Below are 19,297 nucleotides of genomic sequence, written 5' to 3'. Positions count from 1 at the left end.
CCCTGAAATCCCCCAGCGCCTTTCGGTGGCAGGCGGACGTGTGCAGGTTCGATGACAGGTCCGTGATCTCCGGCTCGAGGATATGCGTCAGTGCCCGCCGGCGAGGAGCTCGGCCTGTGCTGCGGCCTAGGAGTCACCCTGTCCATGTCCAGCGGCGCAGCCACCAACTTGATCTGACGCCGGCGGAGGAACGATGCGGTTTCGCCCCTTTGCTGTGCCGCTCAAATTGACTCCCAGTGCAACCACTCGGTCGAGATCTCCGCCGACCGGTGGCCCGATCCGGCTGTCGGACCGCAACTCCCGGTTCCGCTGCGATTCCATGCCTCAAAGTCTGACCCGAACGCAATCAAAATACTTCGATGCGAAATGTGAACCGCATCACTGATGGACAGAACCTGATCGGGCTAACGCGCTACTAACAGATTGACTTTCGCAGGAGACCGAACATGGCTCGGGTCTACTTCCACTGCTCTAGCTCCGGGGGAGTCTGGATCGATCGATCCGGTCAAGCCGTGAGCGACCTCGCCGAGGCGCGCGACCGCGCGGCCTGCATCATCCGATCGCTCATCATGGAACGCGGCGCGGAAGACTGGCGCGACTGGGTCGTGCATGTCAGCGACGATTCCGATGACGAGCTATTCGTTCTCCCCTTCGCGATCGTGCTCGGCAAGCTACACTGAGGGCAGTGAGCCCTCGAAATCCGTACCCGCCATTCGCCTAGCGTGGCGCGCGCGGAGTCTAAATCTTGCACCTGGCCATAGGCCGGATGCGCCCGGCTCTTCACCTTGATCCGGTGATAGAAGCGGCCGGCGCGATAGCGGCTCCCCCCCCACGCACCAACACACCCGCACGCCACTCCCCTCCCCGAAAATCACTTTCGGCGAGCTGCGCGCCCGCGGCGGCCGCAACCAGGGCGATGCCGCCGTGCTACAAGGAAGCGGCCGCTCGCGGGTTTGCGGCGACACCGATTACGCGAAACTCATAGTGGAGCCAGAAAGATGACGCGCACAGCGCTCACCTTGCGGGACCTGCGGATACTGCTTTCGATTTCTGCGGCGAAGGCCGGACCGAACGAAGACGCGGTCGCAATGCGCGCAACCTGGGAGCAGACCTTCAACTCCGGTGATGCCGACAAGATCGCCGCGCTCTACACCAAGGACGCCATGATGTTCGGCTCGACCGCACAGCTCTTCACGGGCACCGACGGCGTGCGCACGTATTTCAGCAAGTTGCCCGCAGGTATCAAGGTCAAGATGGGCGACCAGCAGGCGATCGCGCACGGGCCGGATCTCCTGTTCAGCTCGGGCTTTGCCGATTTTACGCTCGCGAACGGCACCGTGCTGCCCTACCGGCTGACATTGGCGCTGGTGAAGGTCGACGGCAAATGGCTGGTTGCCCAACATCACGGATCGCCCGTGCCGGAGTGAAGCTGCGTCTGCACCGCCCGCGCCGAGCGTGGTGCCGAGCTGCGGCCGAAATTCTCCAATACGCGGATGGGAACGGGCGAAGGACCGTCATGATGCCGGATCAATCGCATTACAGGCGTTGTCGGCGTTGCTTTTTGCTATGCCGGGCGGGCAACGGAGAAATGACGGAGGCAAAATGGCGGGACCTATAACGGGGGATAACGCGAGTGCATTGGCCGAGCAGTGCGACAATCGCATTGTGGGTGCTCAGATTGCCATTGCAACCGTAGTGCGATAGACTTTCTCGTGGTTTTCCGGCTTTCGCTGGAGAGTGCCATGCCGCAGTTTCGATGTTATTGCGTCGATAGGCGCTGTGTCGACCAATTTCCGGTACCAGACCGGCCGGACAACCTCGTCTTCCCGCTCTCGTTGGAAAAGTCCGTTGGTCAGGGTGCCGCCAATCTCCCGGACGATACGCGCAAGGTCCAGCAAGCACTCAATCGCATACAGGCGGAACAAGGTGGGCCGACGCCGTCTCTAAGCGTCGACGGAATTGTCGGTCCAAAAACGCGTGCGGCGATCTCCCGCTTTCAATCGCAGCAGCTGGGTTTTTCCGACGCGCGAGTAGACCCCGGCGGGAAAACGCTCGCGAAACTCAATCAACTCATCGGCGGAGGGCAAGCAACCCAACCTACCGCTCGTTCGTTTGCACCGACACGTGCGCCGCTCGCCAACCCACCCGATTCCTTCTCCGTTACCGACGACAACATGAAGAGGGTATATCTCGAATTCATGCCGGCAGCCCATTCGTGCGCATTTGCGGCTGTCAGGCTCCTGCAGACCCCATCTTCCGATAAAGCGCGATCGCTTCTGAATAAATATTTCAAACTGAGCGGGAATCCTGCTGCGACGCGCGACCTCGACCTGATCAAGCGGACCTTCGGGAAAGTGCAGCGCTTGCTCGCGCGCAATGCGGCTCTGGTTGAAAAGACTTTCATTCCGATGCCGGGCGTCTTTAAGCTTGCGGACTTGGCGACGTCAGGGGTGCTTGCTGTAACCAAACAAAATGGAGCGGCATTCAAGGGGCAAAAAGCAAGGGTCACGATGAGGGACAAGTCCGTATTCTTCGTCGAAAAAGATAAAATCTGGATTCAGGTTACCTACTTTTTCGGCACCACCGATCTTCAGATTGGGACGCTCGTTCACGAAATTGCGCACTATGTCGGCGATTCCGAAGGTGCGCCCGATGCGATTGATGATCCTCCCGGGCAGCGTTCGCGCCGCGAGGATATCGACAAACTTTCACCGGCGCAGCGGCCCCGGATCGCCGAGTGTTATTCGCTATTTGCGTTTGAGGCGCATTTCGGTCGCGAGCTTTCCGGCGGGCTCCTGGACTTGAATCCTTTCTGAAAGATCGCGGGCCAGACTCGGCGGCACGACGAACAAACCCGCCGGCGCGAACCAGCAGCCTTTGTTTCTATCTCGCTGTATTCAGAAGGTGTCGCAGTCGATCCTGCCACCGCGGTCCTAGCACTTCAGCCGCCCAGCCGCCCCAGCGCAATCGAATCGTTCACCGGACCGTCACCGGAATCCGGCACGATGGTCGCGCGAGGAGCTAACTGTCCCGCGCGAATTCATCGAACTCTCTCAGAGTATCGCCCACAATGCCGACTGCACTCACCCGGCCGCCGCGATTTGGCCCGCAATCGAGCCAGCTGATCTTCATCGGCGATTTGCGCTGTTCGAGCGCGGAGCTACCGTGCGCCGAACTGCCCGGCATAGCTAGCAGCGCAATGCGAGGGGTTAATGCCAACGGGCAGCAGCGGACTGCCGTCCGCCGAGCGATAGCCAGGTCACACATTGCAAGGATCCACTGGGACGGCGCTATCTGCCGGACTCAGCCAATGTGTGCTGCGGGCTACGCGGTGCGACGACGTGCGAGTGTTTAGTGCGCAGCTCGATGAGACTGAGCAAAATCTCGTCCCGCTCCGCCTCGAGCTCTTCGATGGTGCGCGATCCGACCTCGGCACGAACGCCGTCGATCAGCTTCTTCTGGACCTCAGGAGTGAGGTCGGGCGAACCGAGAGTCTTCCACGATGTGTTCATTGGGCCAGCAAACTGGTGGAAGAAATGCTCGATGCCGCCGGCGCCGCCGCCGAGATGATTGAGCATCATGTTGCCCATGATGCCCCAGCGCAGACCTGGACCCCAGGACAGGGCGTCATCGACGTCGGCAGCGCTCAGCACATCCTCGGCAATGAGATAGTAGACCTCCCGCGCCAGTGCGCCCTGCAGGCGGTTGGCGACATGGCCTGGCATTTCCTTGTTGAGTCGTACGGCCTTCTTCCCGATCGACTTGTAGAACGCGATCGCGCGCTGGATCGTGTGTTCCGAGGTCTTCGTCCCGCCGACTACCTCAACCAGAGGGATCAGGTGCGGTGGATTGAAGGGGTGACCGATGACGCAACGCTCCGGATGCAATGCAACGCCCGACTGAATGTCGCTCATCTTGATCCCGGACGAGCTCGACGCAATGATCACGTCCGGCGGCAGCAGCTCGTCGAGCTGCTTGTACAGATTCTGCTTGAAGTCCAACCGTTCCGGCCCGTTCTCCTGCACGAGGTCGACACCGACGACAGCTTCGGCGAGGTCGGCGGTGAACTTCAGATTCGCCAGCGAGGCGCCAGGCGAGAGGCCCAGCCGTTCGAGCGCCGGCCAGGCCGATTTCACGAACTTCCTCAGCGCGGCTTCCGCGTCAGGCGCGATGTCCGTCGCGACGACTTCAAGTCCCTTGGCGAGGTACTGCGCGGCCCAACTCGCGCCGATCACGCCGGTGCCGATGATCGTGACGCGGCGAATGGGGTTGGTCTTGGTCATGTCTGTCTCCGATGTGTTTGTCAGATTTCGACGTAGGCGACGCCGGTGAGATTGCCCTGGGCGGCGAGGAGCATTCGCTTGTCCGTGCCGTCGAGCTTGGCCGCATAAAGCGAGCCGGCGAAATCGGTCACGAACATGCGGTTGCCTTGAACATCGAGCGCGATGCCGATACCTTCCATAAGGTCCGAGACCACGATCTGCGGCACGTTTTGCGCCGGTTTCGCGTCGAGGGGCGCACGGTTCACAGTGTTGCCGCGTGGGGGATTGCCGCGGTCGGTCCAGTAAAGGATGCGATGTTCGAGATCGAGTTCGAGATCGATCGGCTCGGGAAGGCCATTGAAGAAGACCTCGACGTCGCTGCGGTTGGCCGCCGTCTCACCCTTCGGGATATTGATCCCGGCGCGCAAGATGCGTCCGACTTCGGCGTTGTCTCCGCCTTTTTGCGTCCAGTAGATCTGTCCCCGTTCGGGATCGACGGTGATTCCAACGCACCATCTGGCCTGGTCGAGGCGGTCATTTTCTCCGTTTCCGGTCTGGACCAGTATTTCGATCTGCGAGCCGTCGAGGTTCGAGCGCATGACTCGCATCCCTTCGCGGTCGGACCAGTAGAGCTTGCCGTTCGCCTTATCGAGATGCAGCTGCTTCGGCGTGAACGTGCCGCCGGGCGGAACGATGAACCTGCGATTGCTGCCATCGAGGTCGGCGCGTTCGATGGAGCCGTTGTTTCGGCTGGGAACGATGCCCATGTTGGTCCAGTAGACGTGACCCGCTTCCACGTCGACGACTATCCCGTCGGGGTGGGGGCAGTCGGCCGCGATGACCTGGTGATGCGAGCCGTCCGAGTTCATCGACAGCACGCGGCCGCCGCTTAAGTCGAGAAGGAACAATTTTCCGGAGCGGGCCGCGCCCGATGGGACCCTTGTTCGCGTGGCCTGGAGTACGGTCATGGTCTGTCCTTCCGCGTCAGAGTTGTAGCGATGATGCCGGCGGCATGCGGCCTATTCGGCCGCAACCGGAGCCGCCGTGCGGGCAAAGTTAGGCGGGCGCTTCTCGAGGAATGCCGAGAATGCCTCCCTGGCCTCGCTGGAGCGAAGCCGCTCGCCGAATTCTTGGCTCTCCACCTTGATGGCCGCCCTGACCTGATCGACGGAGCCTTGCTTGAGGAGCCGCTTGGTGGCCCGCAATGCGCCGCCCGGCTTTGCCGAGAGCTTCCGCGCCGTTTCCATCGCTGTCACGAATAACCGGTCGTCAGGGACCACGCGGGTCACGAGGCCCAGCTCCGCTGCGCGCGCGGCGCTGAAGGTCTCGCCCAACAGGAACAATTCCGCCGCCCGCAGGTGCCCGATACGGGCCGGCATCGCGTAGCTCGATCCGAACTCGGGCACGAGCGCGAGGTCAATGAACGGCAGCTTGAATTTTGCAGTCGCGCCGGCGTAGACGAAATCGCAGTGGGTCAGCATCGTGGTCCCGCCGCCGACGGCCGCGCCTTGCACGGCCACGACGATCGGCTTTTCGAACCTGATGAACGCATCCATCAAGCGGGCTTGCGGGGTCTCGCCCGGGGACAATGGCTTGAGAAAATCCCCGACATCGTTGCCGGCGCAGAAGGTGTCGCCGGCAGCTTGCCAACGCACGACACGGACGTCCTCGTCTTCGGCGGCCTCGTTGAGGATCTGCGCCAGCTGCATGTACATGGCCTTCGTCATCGCGTTCTTCCGCTCGGGACGATTGAATTCGACGCGCAGGATCCCGTCGGAACGCTCGGTGATGATGTCGCTCATTGCGTGCTTCCTTGTTCGGTGGTCTCTCGGCGGTCAGACCGCGCTTTCCTGCTTGCGCGATGGCGCCGCCTTCGCGATGGCGCCGTTTTCGCGCAGGTTGTCGATACTCTTGGCGTCGAAGCCGAGTTCGCCGAGGATCTGCTCAGTGTGCTCGCCAAGGTTGGGCGCGCGTTGGGCCGGAGCCTTGGCGACGCCATGCACCGTGATCGGGCTCGAGATCGTCGAGGTCAGATTGCCGCCGGCGCCGTCGAGCGGAACGACGATATCGTTGGCCGCGAGCTGCGGGTCGTTGATGACTTCTTGCGGCCCGCGCACTTCGCCAAAAGTGACGTTCACGCCGGAAAACACCGCATGCCAGTGCGCCATCGGTCTGGCGGCAAAGACCTCGTCGAAGATTGCCGTCAGTTGCGGCATGTTCGCGACCAGCTGCGCAGGATCGGAGAAGCGCGAGTCGGTCAGCAGGTCCTGGCGGCCCATTGCATTCACGACGGGGACAAACTTGTCCGGCGTGACGATGAGGACGAACCACGTGCCGTCGGCGGAACGATAGACGTTCGCCGCGGCGTTGGCCGGATGCGTGCGGTCGTGCATTGGCGGAAACTTGGCGCCGGCGAGAGCTGCCTGAATGGAAATGCTCGCAGACCACACGCCCTGGGCCAGCAGCGACGTCGTGACATACGAGCCTTTGCCGGTACGCTCGCGCCGGTACAGGGCGGTGACGATCGCCGCATAGAGACCGACGGCCGTGGCATTGTCGCCGCTGCCACCAACCGGCCAGGTCGGCGGCGCGCCGGCATCGCGCGTCATCGACAACAGACCGCTGCGTGCCCAGTAGGAGGTGATGTCGAAGCCGGGCAGTTCCGCGTCCGGCCCGTGCTCGCCGAAGCCGGTGAGGTCGGCGTAGATCAGGCGCGAATTCCATCCCGCGACGTCATCATATTCGAGCTTCAGCTTCTTCCGCGCATGGTGCGGCGTGTTAACGATGAATACGTCGGCCCAATTGGCGAGCTCGAAAATGATCTGCTGCGCGCTCTGTGACTTGAGATCGAGCGCGATGCTGCGCTTGTTGCGGTTAGCGAGATGCCACTGATAGGGATCGTGGGCATTCGGCTGGAACGGCACCTTGTGTCCGTTGCGCCAGGGATCGCCGTGCGGCGGCTCGACTTTGACGACATCGGCGCCGAAGTCGGACAGGATCACGGCCGCGCCTGGTGCGGCGACGAAGCTGGACAGATCGACAACTTTCAAGCCTGAAAAGATGTTTTCATTTGCCATTGATGGCTCCTGAGTTCGATACGGTTTGTCGGCTTGCAATCCCAAGCAACGTGAAACTGCGGTGCGCGCTTGATCCTGGCCGAGGGATGGGCCGGCAAACCGAATGCCGGCCCATCCGCGACATCAAACGAAGGCGCTGAACCCGGTGATGGCTTTGCCGACGATCAGGTTTTGCATCTGGTAGGTGCCTTCGTAGGAGTAGATCGCCTCGGCATCGGCAAAGAAGCGTGCCACGTTGTAGTCGACCACGATCCCGTTGCCGCCCAGAAGCTCGCGGGCCCAGGCGACCGTTTCTCGCGCTTTCGCCGTGCAGAACGCCTTGACAATCGCTGCCTGTGCATCCGTCAGTTTGCCCTCGATTTCCAGCTGCATCGAGCGGACCAGCATGCATTGACAGGCCACGATGTTGGCCAGCATCTTGGCCAAAAGGTCCTGAATGAGTTGGAACGACCCGATCGGCTTGCCAAACTGCAAGCGCTCCTGAGCGTACTTGAGGGCATTTTCGTAGGCGCCCATCTGGGCGCCGGTGATTTCCCAGCCGACGCCATGCCGGGTGCCACGCAGCACCAGCGCAGGATCGCGAAACGTCCCTTTGCCGCCCTGGAGACGGTTCGCGTCTGGCACGCGGCAGTTGGTCAGCGTAATCTGGCCGTTCTGCACGACCTTCAAGGCGATCTTGTTCTGCATCTTCTCGACGCTGAACCCGGGCGTCGTCTTGTTTTCAACGATGAAGCCCTTGACCTGATTGTCGGCTAGGTCACGCGCCCAGACGATCGAGATGTCGCACCACGGAGCGTTGCCGATCCAGCGCTTCTGACCGTTGAGGACCCAGGTGTCGCCTTCGCGTTTCGCCGTGGTCGTGAGGCCAGCACCGGTCCCCGAGCCCACCAGCGGCTCAGTCAGCGCGAAGCAGCCGACCTTTTCCATGCGCGCCATCGGCGGCAGCCACTTCTGCTTCTGCTCCTCCGTGCCCGCGAGGTAGATGGAATTCATCGCGAGACCGGTGTGGACGCCATGGAAGGTACAGAACGAGACATCGGTTCGCGCGATCTCCAGGGCGACCAGGCCGACCAGCAAAGGGGTGCCGCCAGGGCAGCCGTAACCACGCATGCCGAGTCCCGCGATGTTCAGTTCCTTGTAAGACGGGAGCAGTTCGAACGGGAACGAGTCTTCGACCCAGTGTTTGTTGATGATGGGTGCGACCTTCGTCTCCATGTAGGTGCGCACCTTCTTTACGATCGCCCGTTCCTCGTCGCCCAGCGTTTCGGCGAATTGAAAGAAGTCGCCGTTCGGCGGCGGAAGCTGTTTCGGTACTGAAGGCTTCAGTGCAGCAGCGGTGGCCATTGCGATCTCCATTTCGATGCGGAGCCTGCGACTGCGGCAGGCGTCTTTCTTCATGGCATCGAGGGTAGTGAAGTATCTGGCGGCCGGCTTTGCATCGCGTGCTGTCGTTTTGTCATTTGTTGCTGGTGGTGGAGACTACAGAAGCAAATGCCCTGAATGATGGCCACGCGCGTACTGGCGGCTTGAGAGGTGATGCGGGATGCGGATTGCTCTAATGGTTGGCCGCTTGCCCACGCAGCGGCTTGTGTAAATTTGACTGGGAGTGCTGACCGTCTGTGCCGCGTTTCCCAAATTGATCTTACATTGCCGGGAGGCCGCAACTTTCAGATTCAGGCCAAAACAGAAAAAGCTCGGCTCACATCGGTCAGTGAAGGCTGCGGCCGTCGCGATCCGAACCTCTGACGAAACTGGCCGGGCGCCTGACCCGTTGCTTGCCTGAACGCTCTCGTAAAATTCGCCTGGCTGGAAAAGCTGAGCGCTAGCGCAATATCCACCAACGGCCGATCGCCGTGCATCAACAAAGTTTTCGCGCGCTCGAGGCGCTTGGCGCTGACATAGCGATGAGGAGAGTGTCCGACTGCCTGCCGGAAGGATCGAGCAAAGTGGAACCGGCTCAGGCACGCAATCGCTGCCATGCGCTCTATGCTAAGATCGCCTTCCAGGTTCGCTTCTATGTAATCTAGTACACGCAAGAGTCTGCGCCGATCGAGCCCTTGACTTGTGTCGCGAGGAAAGGATTGAGCGGAAGATGCGTTGACATACTTTTGAACCAACCTCGCAGCCAGACTGGACGCGAGGGCTCCAATAAGCAGACCGCCGGTGGAGGTTTCACTCTGTAGTTCGGATGCAATCGCAAATCCGATCTCGGCCAGAAGTGAATCTTCGAAAGCCCTTTCGTAGCTTAGAGCGCTGACCGCGGACAGGTCGACATTGATTTCGAAATTGCTTGGCGAAAAGTGGCTGACCGGAAGATAAATATGCAAAATCCTCGTCAGGTCCTCGGCGATATCAACCGAACCTTCCTGCAAGCCAGGAGGGGAGAGCCAAACTGTACCTCGCCTTGCGATTATCCGGCTTTCGACGCCTGGGGCTCGCCGCGTAACCAGCGATCCATTGCCGTGGATATCGACGCAAATTCTGATGGCGGATTGTGGGGTCCGCCATGGAATCACCCCTTTGCGAACGGTGGTGCATAGCTGGGCCGACAGGCCGGACCAAGCTCGATCAGCCGAAGATGACAGCAATCCTTCGAAACCGTAGTGGTCATGTTGGATTTCCAACACAGTTCCTCCAGATTTGGCATCACGTTGTTCGACCCGGATCCCGCAAGACTCCTGCCGTCAGATAGGCCGATCTTCATAATTTGACCGGGCCGGCGTTTTCGGAGGGCCGAGCCTTCCGTGACATCCGCTTGTGATGCGCCCTTGTAATGAACCTTCAGATATTCGTCGGCGCTGTTGCCAAAGATTTTCGACCGGCCCGGCCCGAAATCAGTGAGTCCAACGACGTACTGCTCGGGCGTCGCAGTGGTCGTCCGATGCAGATGGATGGTGGACATGCGCAGCTTCCTTATTCAGCTACAGCACTGGTTCGAGTCGAAGTTCAGTTCGAAGCCGTGTTCGCCTTGCGAACGAGTACGCTGTCGCCTTTCCGGCTGATTTCGGTCGCATCCCCTTGTTGCGATGTTGAGAGAACCACGCGCTGACCGGGTGCAAGAACGGATACGACACGGATCGGCGTTCCTGCCTCGCCCTGCGCAAGAGTGGTGACGACGCGAAACCCATCACGTTCGACGGTGTAGTACGCGATCCCCGAAATCCCGCCGAGGTCGATACTCTTGCCCTCCATCGGGCGTAGATCGTCTGCATGGGCAGGCGCCAGAGCGGCGATAACGAAAGCGGCGGCGAAAAGTTTGCTGCGGATTGACATAGCGATTTCTCCTATCAATTTCGAAAAGGCGGAGGCCATCGAGGGCGACCACGTTGTTGATCACGACAACGGTTCGCCGCCCTGGTGAATCCAGGTTCCGTTAATGACGATTGGTGCGTTGTCAGGCCGAATGTTGACGGACTCGGCCGGCGGGAAAACGCTGTCGTACATAGCGCGGGCCTCTCGTATCAGGCGGAGCCGTTCGCGCTCGGCCTTCGGGATAAATCGGATAACTTCACCCATGTTCGCCTCCGGTTCGTATCGCCGTTTCCGGCGGGTCATGATTGGCAGGTGGGGCGAAAGGCCTGGGTCAACAGACGGGGAAATCGGGAGTCATCCTTCCAGATTTTGGAAGCTTGCACCGAGTGCTAATCATCTCGGTGAGCCCAAGTGGCGCGCACGAGCAACTCCGGACGGAGATTACGCACAGACGCGGTCCGCTTTGACGCCTAGCACGAGCGCATCGTCTCAACGGCGGAGCGGGCACTCTGGCGGCCTACTCCGCGAAGACCCGCTTCAGCCGCGGCGCTGCAAAGTCCAGGAAAGCTCTTACTTTGATCGGCAGAAACCGGTTGGCCGCATACACGAGATTAACCGGCATTGACGGCGGCTGGAATTCATCCAGCACGGTCGTCAATGCTGCTTCCTCCGGAAGCGCCTCGAGTTGATAAGCAAACGCGATGGAAATTCCGATGCCGGCGCGGGCTGCGGCACAGGCCGCTTCAGCGCTGCCGACGATGACCCGCGTATGCACCGGGACCGCTATGGTCGCCTTGCCTCTGACGAATGTCCAGACATCCGGTGGCGAGAAACCGGGATAGCTGATGCAATCATGTCCGACCAATTCTTCCGGCGTGCGCGGCGTTCCGCGAGCCGCCAGATAGGCGGGACTGGCGCACGCAACCCGGCGCGTCCTGCCGAGCCGCAACGCAACCAAGCTCGAATCCGGCAGCTCGCCGATGCGCACCGCGACATCGATTTGCTCCTGAGCCAGGCTCAGCTTTTGATCGGTGGGGATCATCCTAACGTTGATATCCGGATAGGTTTTGAGGAAGTCCGCGATGATCGGCATGAGAATGACACGCCCTAGGCCCAGCGGGGTCGTCACAGCCAGTTCGCCGGTCGGTGCGGTATACTCACCAGACGCGGTACGCTCAGCTTCGGTCACATCAGTGAGAATGCGCTTGCAGGCCGCAACGTATGAAGCGCCTGTATCCGTCAGCACCAGCTGCCGGCTCGATCGGTTGAAGAGCTTCGTCCGCAGATGAGACTCGAGCTCGGATACGTTGCGGCTGACTGTTGTAAGCGGCGTTTTCAATCGCCGCGCCGCCGCGGACAAGCTGCCCTGCTCCACCACGGTCAGAAAGGTCGCCATCGCTTCCAGGCGATCCATCGAATCCACCTTCCACAATCTGGAAGAATATTTTTCGATCTTGCCACATCACCCCAGATTTCGGAAGACCGGCATCGCTTGCAGCGAGCCGGCGGACACCGTCAAGCGACTTCCGCTGCTCGGAAGGACCCCTTCCATGTATGGCCCCTTTTCGAGGCGGGCCGTCCAATCGATCTCCTTGGATGAAGACGCGAGCCGCCTGTCAGACCCTGACGAGGAGAGTTCAATGACAAGACATATCGAATCGCATCGTTACGAAGTTCAGCAGAACGATGACGCCGACTTCGTCGCGTAAGCGATGGCGCCGGCAGACAATCTCTGTGTGGATGATACGCAACCGGCGGATCGCTGAGTCCTGTCTCAGCCGCCGCGCCAGAACCCTCAGGTATTCGGCGGAGATCGCGTCAGCAGCCTCGATCCGACTTTGAGGTGAACTGGACGAAATTGCAATATTGCACTCGGAGCAATGTCTTACTTGAACTGAGACACGTATCGGAGCATCTTGACTATATGGCTAGATTGCCCGGAACTCCCGAGGCTTTCAACGTTAGTTAGCCTACAGAAAGCCTCGATAATTTGTCCGGACCTCGCAGCATTGCCTCGGAGCATTTAAGACTAGGCTCGGAGCATTGGAGACTGGAAATGCCTGCAATATTGTCAGCCATCGTCCTGCCCGCTTTCACGAAGGCGCCCGGCATATCTTCTCGACTGCTCGTCGCCGCGTGCGCGGGGATCGCGGACTATCCGTGCCGACGGACCGCCATTGCATGCCTTCACGATTTAGACGACCGCGCGCTGCGGGACATTGGCGTGGCCCGCTTCCAGATTGAGGCGGCTGTGTACGGTCTCATCGCGCTTTCCGACCAAGCGGACGAAGGGATGATGACTTTCGCGACCGCGACGGACCCACGCGCGCGGCATCGCGCGCCAACCGTGGAGGCGGGGCCATGGAGCTGACCGTCGCTACGATCCTGGTCGCCTTTGCAGGCGTGTTCCTGATCTGCTTCATGAAGGGCGCGTTTGGTGGCGGGTTCTCAATTGTCGGCATTCCGCTGTTGTCGATCGTGATGGACCCGGTGACCGCCGGCGGCCTTCTCGCTCCATTGTTCATCGCGATGGATCTGTTCGCCCTGTTCTTCTGGAGGCCTTCGACGTGGTCGAGGCCGGACCTTCTGCCGCTGTTACCGGGGCTCGTGGCGGGCATCGGATTCGGCTATCTGCTGTTCCGCTTCCTGGACCACCGCGCCATCGCGATCGCGATGGCGACGATCACCCTGATCTTCGTAGGGTTGTGGCTTGTTGCAGGTGCGGAGGTGTCGACTCGTCCGCGTTCGACGCCGAAGGCGATCACCGCCGGTCTCGCCTCGGGAGTTACCACGATGGTGGCGCACTCGGGCGGACCGCCGCTGGCGATGTACCTGCTGCCCCTCGGCCTGAGCAAGGAAGTCTATGCGGGAACGACCAGTCTGTTCTTCACCGTCGGCAACGCAACCAAAGCGGTGCCCTGGCTCCTGCTGGTGAAGCCGACAGGTGACGTCTGGACATTGATGGCGCTATGTCTGCTCGCCATTCCCGCCGGCGTTTGGGCGGGTTGGCGGCTTCACGGAAGTTTGGACCAACGTCAGATTTATCGGGTCTGCTACGGATTGTTGGTCGTGACAGCGCTGAAATTATTGTGGGACGGAGTTTTCGGCTACCTCGTGTGAACCGCCTGTACCCGCAGTCTGGCGCGAGGCTCGCAATTCCTAACAATCTCTAACGGACAATAACGAGCAAATTGCGTCGCTTGTGCCAGGTTGGTTTGCAACACTGATGGATGCGATCCCGGAGCGCTGCATGGAAATGCAACCAAAACAGCCACCCGCCGGAGGCCGCTATGAACCGTGGCCCCACCGCGGCGTTTGGGAGCGGGACTGTCCGGGGAAGCTGCTGCTATCTTCGGCGGATCGGGGCTGGTCCGCCCTGTCGGCCGAATTGTGCGCTGTCAGAAGAGGGGTGGTCCCGTGGAGGACCCCACAATCCGATATCAGAATTTGCGTCGCTATCCGCAGCAATCAAACGATTGTCACGCGGCAGGCGCCAGGCATCGAAAGTCAGGTCGTTGCTGGGCCAGGTACGGTTTGGCTCTCTCCTCCTGGTTTGCGGGAGGGTGTGGTCGATTTTGCTCAAGATCTCCCTGAATTCCTGCATATCTATCTTCCGCTCAGCTACTTCTCGTCGAGTAATTTTGATAACGACACTGATGAATCTGCAATCGACGCGCTAAACTACGAAACGGCTTTCGAAGATCCGCTGCTGGCCGAGATCGGATATGCAGTCGTCTCCGAGCTAAAGACTGAAACTTCCGCCGGCGGTCTGCTCGTCGAAGCCCTCGCATCCAGTCTGGCGGCGAGGTTGCTTCAAAAACGGGCCAGCGCGTCACGCACGCAGCTTTTTCCCCGTCGCACACCCCGGGGGCTCGATCAGCGCAGACTCTTTCGTGTGCTGGACTATATTGATACGAACCTGGAAGGCGATCTTAGCCTTGAACGCATGGCAGCGATTGCGTGCCTGAGCAGATACCATTTTGCGCGAGCCTTTCGACAAGCCGTCGGAAAATCTCCCCATTGCTACGTCAGTGCCAAGCGCCTTGAGCGCGCGAAAGCCTTGTTGATCCATGGCGATCGGCCCTTGGTGGACATAGCGCTTTCGCTCAGCTTCTCCAGCCAAGCCAATTTCACGCGAGCCTTCAAGCAGGCGACGGGTCAGGCGCCCGGTCGATATCGTCAAGCGGCTGGATCGCGACCGTCCGAGTTCTCTCCGATGGATGTCAGGCAATCGCCTTCGGTTTTGGCCTGAACCTGCGTATCGCTGCTGCGCCAGTCGACAGCAACAAATGACAAGACGAGAGCACGCGATGCAAAGCCCGCGTTCCGTCATTCCATTATCTTCGCCTTAGTAAGCCACTGAGGCTCTGCGTGCCATGCCGATACGCCAGTACTTTGTGTGGGTAGGAAGTGTCCTTCTCGCGGCGCTGTTTGCCGCCGACTGGTGGCTTCCGGATCCTGCTGCACATCCACATTCCGCCCCTCCTCCCAATGAGAGGGTCAATCTGCGCATCCGTTCGGAGCACAAATGGCCGGAACGGGTGGTGATCGACACCGCGCATTCGGGAAAGCCGGCAGCGACTGAGTTCGGGCTCGAGTTGCAGGTCGTTTCGAACCAAGACTTCGCTCAGGCCGAACGGCGCAGTCCACTCGACGCGTTCGCAGCGATTGAAGCGGCTCGCGCCACGCCGTCGGCAACAAATGAAAACGCGTCGGCAATCGGAGGAAAGCCCTAGCCTCCTGGACCTCCTATGACTAGCGCAGCCAAAACCGACTGATCGGGAGCTGACATGAAAGACGTTTTTTGCCTCGCCGTGCTCGCCGGCAAAGTCCTGGGCCTCATGGTGTTCGTGACCGTCCTGAAGCCCGACAGCATCGGCGTCGTCCAGACGTCGACGAAAGCCGTCGACTGCAGGATTGAGCGTTCGGGAATGCAGGAATGCGGCTCGAACGTCTTTGCAGCGATTTCGCAGGCCGATGCTGGGTCATGCACTGTAGGTCCGAGTGCCGCCCACTGCTGAGAAATAATCCGCGGAAGCTACAATCGTCATGACCCAACCTTGCTCATTCTGGACTCGATATGTCGCCCTCGTCTTTTCGCTGAAGACGTTTGCGGCGGCGATGCTGGCGTTCAACATTGCGCTGCTGCTGGATATGCCGCGCCCTTATTGGGCGATGACGAGCGTTTACGTTACCACCAGCGTACTGACCGGAGCGACCTCCTCGAAGGCAGTCTATCGCATCCTGGGAACGTTGATCGGCGCGGCAGGGGCGATCGTGCTGGTTCTGAACCTCGTGGATGCGCCCGAACTGCTCAGCCTCGCGACCGCGCTGTGGGTCGGCGCTTTCCTGTATCTCGCACTGCTCGACGGCACGCCGCGCAGCTACGTTTTTATGTTGGCAGGCTACACCGTCGCAATCGTCGGATTTCCCGTTCTCTCGACGCCCGAATTGACGTTCGACGTTGCGGTCTCCGTGTGCAGGAAATCATGCTGGGAATCATATGTGCGAGCGTCGTCTCGATGCTCGTGCTGCCTCGGAGCGTCGCCTCAGCCTTCGCGGGTCAGGCGGACGCGTGGCTTGCCGATGCGGGCCGGCTCGGCGTAGATGTCCTGACCGGCGGCAGCGGCGATCCTGAGCGCGACAACGAACGCATGCGCCTTGCCGCTGCGGCGTTCGCGATCGACGAGCTCTGCGGTCATCTCGGCTATGAGGCCGCCGCTTCGGCGACCGCCGTGCGCGTCCTGCAGCGCCTACGTCGGCACATGCTGGCGATGCTCCCGCTGTTCGCCTCGATGGCTCGTCTCTTCTTGCGAACGTCAATCCGACCTTCAACTGGGTGCGGCTCGCGCAACGCGTCCCCGTTCGCATCGCGCTGGATCGTGCCAACGCGCGCGGCGAACTCGTTGCCGGCGCTACCGCTACGGTCGAAGTGCTTGGAGCACCAAACAAACAAAAAGCCGAGAACCGTTCAATCGCTGCAGGAGGTTCAGCATCACAAGATGTGCTCGCGCCCGCAGCCGTTATGGGCGACCGGCCTTCCTGAACCCAATGTGAGCAGATCCCGCTACGACCGGAAAGGCACCTATGGACGCTTCTATCATCGCCCTCACGACCGGGGTTGCCGATTGGCGGAACCATCGATGTCAAGTCCGCGCGTCGACCTGCTCGCGATGGAGGAGCCGAAGCGGGCTAAGATACGGGCAATGTCGTACGAGGCAACGATCGACCAGTTGTTCAAACGCATGCGGTCGTCTACTTGGGCCCTGACCCAACAGGCTGTCAGTAATCACACATGGCCGATACCCAACGATGCCAATATCACGCATGATAAAGCACGTTATCATGCGCAAGAATCATGGAATGGCTTCTTGTCTCCGAGCGCAAGCAACTAACCACCGACGAACGTGACCGTCTCGTCGAGCGGCGCGCGGCCCGTACGGGCGTAACTCACCGCGGGGTCCTCGTACCCGATCGACATGCCGCAGAAGAGGATAAGCCCGTCCGGGGGTGACAGGAACTCAGCGACTGTCTCGCGAACCTGCGACCACGCCATCTGTGTGCAACTGTGCAGCCCTTCGGCGCGGAGCAGCAGCATGACGGTCTGCAGATACATGCCGACATCGGCCCATTGGGGCCGGCCCAGGTCGCGGTCGATGTAGCAGAACAGGGCGGCGGGCGCGCCGAAACAGTTCCAGTTGCCGATGGCCGCCCGCTGGCGCGCCTCCCAGTCCTCGCGCGCAATGCCGAGCGCGCTGTAGCGCTCCTTGCCGAACGCGGATCGGCGCTCGGCGTACGGGGACTTCAGCGCGGGCGGGTACATCACGTACTGCCGCTCGTCCCAAGGGTCGCCGTGGGCAACGCGCTCGACGGCGTGCGTCTTGAGCTCGGTCAGCCGAGCGCCGGTCAACACGTAGGTGTTCCAGGGCTGGATGTTCGATCCGGACGGCGACCAAGCCGCGGCGGACAGCACGCGCTCAAGCACCTCCCTCGACACAGGCTCGTCTTTGAATCCGCGCACCGCCCGTCGGCTTGTGACTGCCTCATACACGTCCATGATGATCGCCTCGCTACCGCCGGCCATCCGTTTCGTTCAAACGCATGCCATCGTCTGGTTTGGCCGAACCCATCAAGCGGTCAGTACTCCCAGGGGCCCGGCACCCAACGAAAGACGTCGCCGTCGACCGCCACATGGCAGACAGACGGGAACGACAGGTGAGTGGCCACCAGCGACTCGCGGTTCGCCGCCAGCTCCCGCAGAAGGCTGATACGGACGCGGGCCGCCTCCTCGGGGTCGTGTTCGAAGCCGTTGTACCAGTCGGGGTGCTCGAACCCGACCTGGAACACGGCGTCGCCGGCGAACGTCAGCCGGTCGCTGCCGGATGCCAGGCGGACCACGCTATGCCCGGGGGTGTGGCCGCCAGTGCGTGTGACGAGCACCCCCGGCGCCACCTCTTGCTTCTCCTCGAAGGTCCGCAACTGGCTCTGGTACTCGTTCAAGAACCGCTTGGCCGTCCGCCGAAGCGCGTCCGGGAATCCCGGCGGCATGGAGACGTGGGAGAAATCGGGCGACTCCCAGAACTTGGTTTCGGCGGCCGCCACGTGGATGCGCAGGTCCGGACGCAGCCGCTCCCTCACTCCGTCGACAAGCAGCCCGCCAATGTGGTCCATGTGCATGTGGGTAAGCACCACGTCGGTCACGGATGCGAGATCGATGCCGGCGGCCTCCAGTCGCTGGACGGTCCGCCCCGCCCGCGGCAAGTCCGGGAACTCCGCCCCCATCCCAGCGTCGATGAGTATGGTCCGGCCGCCGCTACGCACCACGACCACGTTCAGCGCCCACTCGAGCACGTCCGACGGCAGAAACATGTCCTGCAGCCAAGCCGCCCGGACGGCCGGATCGACGTTGTGGCCCAACATCGCGCCTGGCAGTGATAGCACCCCGTCGCTGACCACCAGCACGTCAATCGCGCCGACCTTCAGCGCGTAGCGCGACGGAACCAACTCGGGCTCCGGTCTGCCGTGGATGTACTTCGCGTTCACCTTGTCGGCGCAGTACTTGACCGAAGGCTGTGAGGCGTTGTCCAGGGCCATGTCTGTCTCCTGCTGACTGTCTTACCTTTCGAGTATTTGGGTTGCCGCAACGGTCACTTTGCGGGCACGAGCGCCGGGGCGCCCTTGTCCTTGATCAAGAGCACCAGGAACTTCGCGGGCTGGGTGCCGCTTGCGTTGCGGTCGACGACATGAACATCGTCAGGGCCTTCATAGAAGCTCTGTCCCGGTGTCAGTGTCACCTCTTGGCCGCCCTTCAGCTGCATCACGACGGAGCCCTCAAGCACGTAAACAAACGCATGTGCATTGTGTCGGTGGATAGCGCTCGATCCGCCGGGCGCATGCTCGACTGTGATCATCAGAGCTTCCCTGCCGGGATTCTCCGGAAGATCCTTGGACATGAGTGACGTGACCTTGGGCTCCTGTGCCATTGCCGTGCCGGTCATGAGGTACAGCAGAACCATCGCGACGAGTCTGATCGTCATAGTCGCCTCTTTGTGTTCGTTGCCCGGGACCCGCCCGTAATACATCGTTGGTGGCGGACTGGGCGTACCTGCGATAGCGGGATCAAGCTCCCGCCTTTGACCTGCGGAGCCATTCGTCGAGGCCGATGCGGCCGAGGCGCGCTTCACCCAGCGGCACCAGCGATTTCTC

General features: G+C 61.1%; 21 protein-coding genes and 2 pseudogenes. 10 read left to right on the top strand and 13 right to left on the bottom strand.

All coding sequences use genetic code 11. From position 1 onward, the window contains the following. Positions 1-446 precede the first annotated feature (446 nt). From JQ553_RS16030 to JQ553_RS16020, 3 genes are all read left to right on the top strand, one after another. Positions 447-680, top strand: a complete 234-nt coding sequence (locus JQ553_RS16030) for a DUF6894 family protein (RefSeq protein ID WP_212500958.1) — start codon at positions 447-449, stop codon at positions 678-680. A gap of 318 nt (positions 681-998) precedes the next feature. After that, positions 999-1,427: an SgcJ/EcaC family oxidoreductase gene (locus JQ553_RS16025; RefSeq protein ID WP_212500957.1), complete on the top strand. Its 429-nt coding sequence runs from the start codon at positions 999-1,001 to the stop codon at positions 1,425-1,427. Positions 1,428-1,742: 315 nt separating this feature from the next. After that, complete coding sequence (locus tag JQ553_RS16020) at positions 1,743-2,816, top strand: peptidoglycan-binding protein (RefSeq protein WP_212500956.1); 1,074 nt, start codon at positions 1,743-1,745, stop codon at positions 2,814-2,816. A 474-nt stretch (positions 2,817-3,290) separates the two neighbouring features. Here the strand turns inward: JQ553_RS16020 and JQ553_RS16015 are convergent, their stop codons facing one another. The 10 genes from JQ553_RS16015 to JQ553_RS15970 all read right to left on the bottom strand — a co-directional run bounded on the left by JQ553_RS16015 (position 3,291) and on the right by JQ553_RS15970 (position 12,005). Next, positions 3,291-4,283 (bottom strand): 3-hydroxyacyl-CoA dehydrogenase NAD-binding domain-containing protein, encoded by a 993-nt coding sequence (locus JQ553_RS16015; protein WP_212500955.1) that lies wholly within the window; start codon positions 4,281-4,283, stop codon positions 3,291-3,293. Positions 4,284-4,303: 20 nt separating this feature from the next. Continuing rightward, positions 4,304-5,230: a 3-hydroxyacyl-CoA dehydrogenase gene (locus JQ553_RS16010; RefSeq protein WP_212500954.1), complete on the bottom strand. Its 927-nt coding sequence runs from the start codon at positions 5,228-5,230 to the stop codon at positions 4,304-4,306. Between the two features lie 51 nt (positions 5,231-5,281). Further along, positions 5,282-6,064 (bottom strand): enoyl-CoA hydratase, encoded by a 783-nt coding sequence (locus JQ553_RS16005; RefSeq protein WP_212500953.1) that lies wholly within the window; start codon positions 6,062-6,064, stop codon positions 5,282-5,284. Positions 6,065-6,097: 33 nt separating this feature from the next. Continuing rightward, a complete protein-coding gene (locus JQ553_RS16000) occupies positions 6,098-7,339 on the bottom strand; it encodes a CaiB/BaiF CoA-transferase family protein (protein WP_212500952.1) in 1,242 nt (413 codons plus the stop codon). Between the two features lie 123 nt (positions 7,340-7,462). Further along, positions 7,463-8,683 (bottom strand): acyl-CoA dehydrogenase family protein, encoded by a 1,221-nt coding sequence (locus JQ553_RS15995; RefSeq protein WP_212500951.1) that lies wholly within the window; start codon positions 8,681-8,683, stop codon positions 7,463-7,465. A 329-nt stretch (positions 8,684-9,012) separates the two neighbouring features. Beyond that, positions 9,013-9,711 carry a helix-turn-helix domain-containing protein gene (locus tag JQ553_RS15990; RefSeq protein ID WP_249144334.1) on the bottom strand — a complete coding sequence of 233 codons (699 nt, stop codon included), beginning with the start codon at positions 9,709-9,711 and terminating at the stop codon, positions 9,013-9,015. 140 nt (positions 9,712-9,851) lie between these two features. Next, on the bottom strand, positions 9,852-10,241 hold the full coding sequence (locus JQ553_RS15985) for a hypothetical protein (RefSeq protein WP_212501493.1): 390 nt from the start codon (positions 10,239-10,241) through the stop codon (positions 9,852-9,854). Between the two features lie 44 nt (positions 10,242-10,285). Further along, complete coding sequence (locus JQ553_RS15980; RefSeq protein ID WP_212500950.1) at positions 10,286-10,612, bottom strand: hypothetical protein; 327 nt, start codon at positions 10,610-10,612, stop codon at positions 10,286-10,288. A gap of 60 nt (positions 10,613-10,672) precedes the next feature. After that, the gene (locus tag JQ553_RS15975; protein WP_212500949.1) at positions 10,673-10,855 is read right to left on the bottom strand and encodes a hypothetical protein; all 183 of its coding nucleotides are present in this window, start codon (positions 10,853-10,855) and stop codon (positions 10,673-10,675) included. A gap of 253 nt (positions 10,856-11,108) precedes the next feature. Beyond that, a complete protein-coding gene (locus JQ553_RS15970; protein WP_212500948.1) occupies positions 11,109-12,005 on the bottom strand; it encodes a LysR family transcriptional regulator in 897 nt (298 codons plus the stop codon). Between the two features lie 642 nt (positions 12,006-12,647). Here JQ553_RS15970 and JQ553_RS34465 point away from each other — a divergent pair. The 7 genes and pseudogenes from JQ553_RS34465 to JQ553_RS34455 all read left to right on the top strand — a co-directional run. After that, positions 12,648-12,962: a DUF1127 domain-containing protein gene (locus JQ553_RS34465; protein ID WP_249144333.1), complete on the top strand. Its 315-nt coding sequence runs from the start codon at positions 12,648-12,650 to the stop codon at positions 12,960-12,962. After that, positions 12,953-13,711 carry a sulfite exporter TauE/SafE family protein gene (locus JQ553_RS15960; RefSeq protein WP_212500947.1) on the top strand — a complete coding sequence of 253 codons (759 nt, stop codon included), beginning with the start codon at positions 12,953-12,955 and terminating at the stop codon, positions 13,709-13,711. The genes JQ553_RS34465 and JQ553_RS15960 overlap by 10 nt, the downstream gene beginning before the upstream one ends. A 130-nt stretch (positions 13,712-13,841) precedes the next feature. Next, a complete protein-coding gene (locus JQ553_RS15955; protein WP_249144332.1) occupies positions 13,842-14,843 on the top strand; it encodes a helix-turn-helix domain-containing protein in 1,002 nt (333 codons plus the stop codon). Between the two features lie 124 nt (positions 14,844-14,967). Continuing rightward, positions 14,968-15,327, top strand: a complete 360-nt coding sequence (locus JQ553_RS15950) for a hypothetical protein (RefSeq protein ID WP_212500946.1) — start codon at positions 14,968-14,970, stop codon at positions 15,325-15,327. 54 nt (positions 15,328-15,381) lie between these two features. Next, on the top strand, positions 15,382-15,612 hold the full coding sequence (locus JQ553_RS15945) for a hypothetical protein (RefSeq protein ID WP_212500945.1): 231 nt from the start codon (positions 15,382-15,384) through the stop codon (positions 15,610-15,612). Between the two features lie 28 nt (positions 15,613-15,640). Next, positions 15,641-16,428: pseudogene (locus JQ553_RS34460) on the top strand (FUSC family protein); the annotation flags it as partial. Then, a pseudogene (locus JQ553_RS34455) lies at positions 16,386-16,637 on the top strand (hypothetical protein); the annotation flags it as partial. The pseudogenes JQ553_RS34460 and JQ553_RS34455, both read left to right, overlap by 43 nt. A gap of 345 nt (positions 16,638-16,982) precedes the next feature. On the opposite strand, the gene JQ553_RS15935 reads toward JQ553_RS34455, so the two are convergent. The 3 genes from JQ553_RS15935 to JQ553_RS15925 form a co-directional block, all read right to left on the bottom strand. Continuing rightward, entirely contained in the window at positions 16,983-17,648 is a 666-nt protein-coding gene (locus tag JQ553_RS15935) for a nitroreductase (protein WP_212501441.1), read from the bottom strand. Positions 17,649-17,728: 80 nt separating this feature from the next. After that, positions 17,729-18,685 carry an MBL fold metallo-hydrolase gene (locus JQ553_RS15930; protein ID WP_212500944.1) on the bottom strand — a complete coding sequence of 319 codons (957 nt, stop codon included), beginning with the start codon at positions 18,683-18,685 and terminating at the stop codon, positions 17,729-17,731. A 53-nt stretch (positions 18,686-18,738) separates the two neighbouring features. Further along, positions 18,739-19,107 carry a cupin domain-containing protein gene (locus tag JQ553_RS15925; protein ID WP_409363076.1) on the bottom strand — a complete coding sequence of 123 codons (369 nt, stop codon included), beginning with the start codon at positions 19,105-19,107 and terminating at the stop codon, positions 18,739-18,741. Positions 19,108-19,297 lie beyond the last annotated feature (190 nt).

The organism is Bradyrhizobium lablabi (assembly GCF_018131005.1).
Taxonomy (GTDB): domain Bacteria; phylum Pseudomonadota; class Alphaproteobacteria; order Rhizobiales; family Xanthobacteraceae; genus Bradyrhizobium; species Bradyrhizobium lablabi_D.
The sequence above is the reverse complement of the archived record's forward strand: the minus strand, read 5'-3'. Positions and strand labels throughout refer to the sequence as shown.

Coding starts and splice junctions, on each gene's coding strand:
- JQ553_RS15945 (WP_212500945.1), top strand. CDS start 15,382: ATGAAAGACGTTTTTTGCCTCGCCGTGCTCGCCGGCAAAGTCCTGGGC.
- JQ553_RS16000 (WP_212500952.1), bottom strand. CDS start 7,339: ATGGCAAATGAAAACATCTTTTCAGGCTTGAAAGTTGTCGATCTGTCC.
- JQ553_RS15935 (WP_212501441.1), bottom strand. CDS start 17,648: ATGGACGTGTATGAGGCAGTCACAAGCCGACGGGCGGTGCGCGGATTC.
- JQ553_RS15975 (WP_212500949.1), bottom strand. CDS start 10,855: ATGGGTGAAGTTATCCGATTTATCCCGAAGGCCGAGCGCGAACGGCTC.
- JQ553_RS15970 (WP_212500948.1), bottom strand. CDS start 12,005: ATGGATCGCCTGGAAGCGATGGCGACCTTTCTGACCGTGGTGGAGCAG.
- JQ553_RS15960 (WP_212500947.1), top strand. CDS start 12,953: ATGGAGCTGACCGTCGCTACGATCCTGGTCGCCTTTGCAGGCGTGTTC.
- JQ553_RS15995 (WP_212500951.1), bottom strand. CDS start 8,683: ATGGCCACCGCTGCTGCACTGAAGCCTTCAGTACCGAAACAGCTTCCG.
- JQ553_RS15950 (WP_212500946.1), top strand. CDS start 14,968: ATGCCGATACGCCAGTACTTTGTGTGGGTAGGAAGTGTCCTTCTCGCG.
- JQ553_RS15980 (WP_212500950.1), bottom strand. CDS start 10,612: ATGTCAATCCGCAGCAAACTTTTCGCCGCCGCTTTCGTTATCGCCGCT.
- JQ553_RS16005 (WP_212500953.1), bottom strand. CDS start 6,064: ATGAGCGACATCATCACCGAGCGTTCCGACGGGATCCTGCGCGTCGAA.
- JQ553_RS16025 (WP_212500957.1), top strand. CDS start 999: ATGACGCGCACAGCGCTCACCTTGCGGGACCTGCGGATACTGCTTTCG.
- JQ553_RS15985 (WP_212501493.1), bottom strand. CDS start 10,241: ATGTCCACCATCCATCTGCATCGGACGACCACTGCGACGCCCGAGCAG.
- JQ553_RS16030 (WP_212500958.1), top strand. CDS start 447: ATGGCTCGGGTCTACTTCCACTGCTCTAGCTCCGGGGGAGTCTGGATC.
- JQ553_RS16010 (WP_212500954.1), bottom strand. CDS start 5,230: ATGACCGTACTCCAGGCCACGCGAACAAGGGTCCCATCGGGCGCGGCC.
- JQ553_RS16020 (WP_212500956.1), top strand. CDS start 1,743: ATGCCGCAGTTTCGATGTTATTGCGTCGATAGGCGCTGTGTCGACCAA.
- JQ553_RS34465 (WP_249144333.1), top strand. CDS start 12,648: ATGCCTGCAATATTGTCAGCCATCGTCCTGCCCGCTTTCACGAAGGCG.
- JQ553_RS16015 (WP_212500955.1), bottom strand. CDS start 4,283: ATGACCAAGACCAACCCCATTCGCCGCGTCACGATCATCGGCACCGGC.
- JQ553_RS15955 (WP_249144332.1), top strand. CDS start 13,842: ATGGAAATGCAACCAAAACAGCCACCCGCCGGAGGCCGCTATGAACCG.
- JQ553_RS15925 (WP_409363076.1), bottom strand. CDS start 19,107: ATGGTTCTGCTGTACCTCATGACCGGCACGGCAATGGCACAGGAGCCC.
- JQ553_RS15930 (WP_212500944.1), bottom strand. CDS start 18,685: ATGGCCCTGGACAACGCCTCACAGCCTTCGGTCAAGTACTGCGCCGAC.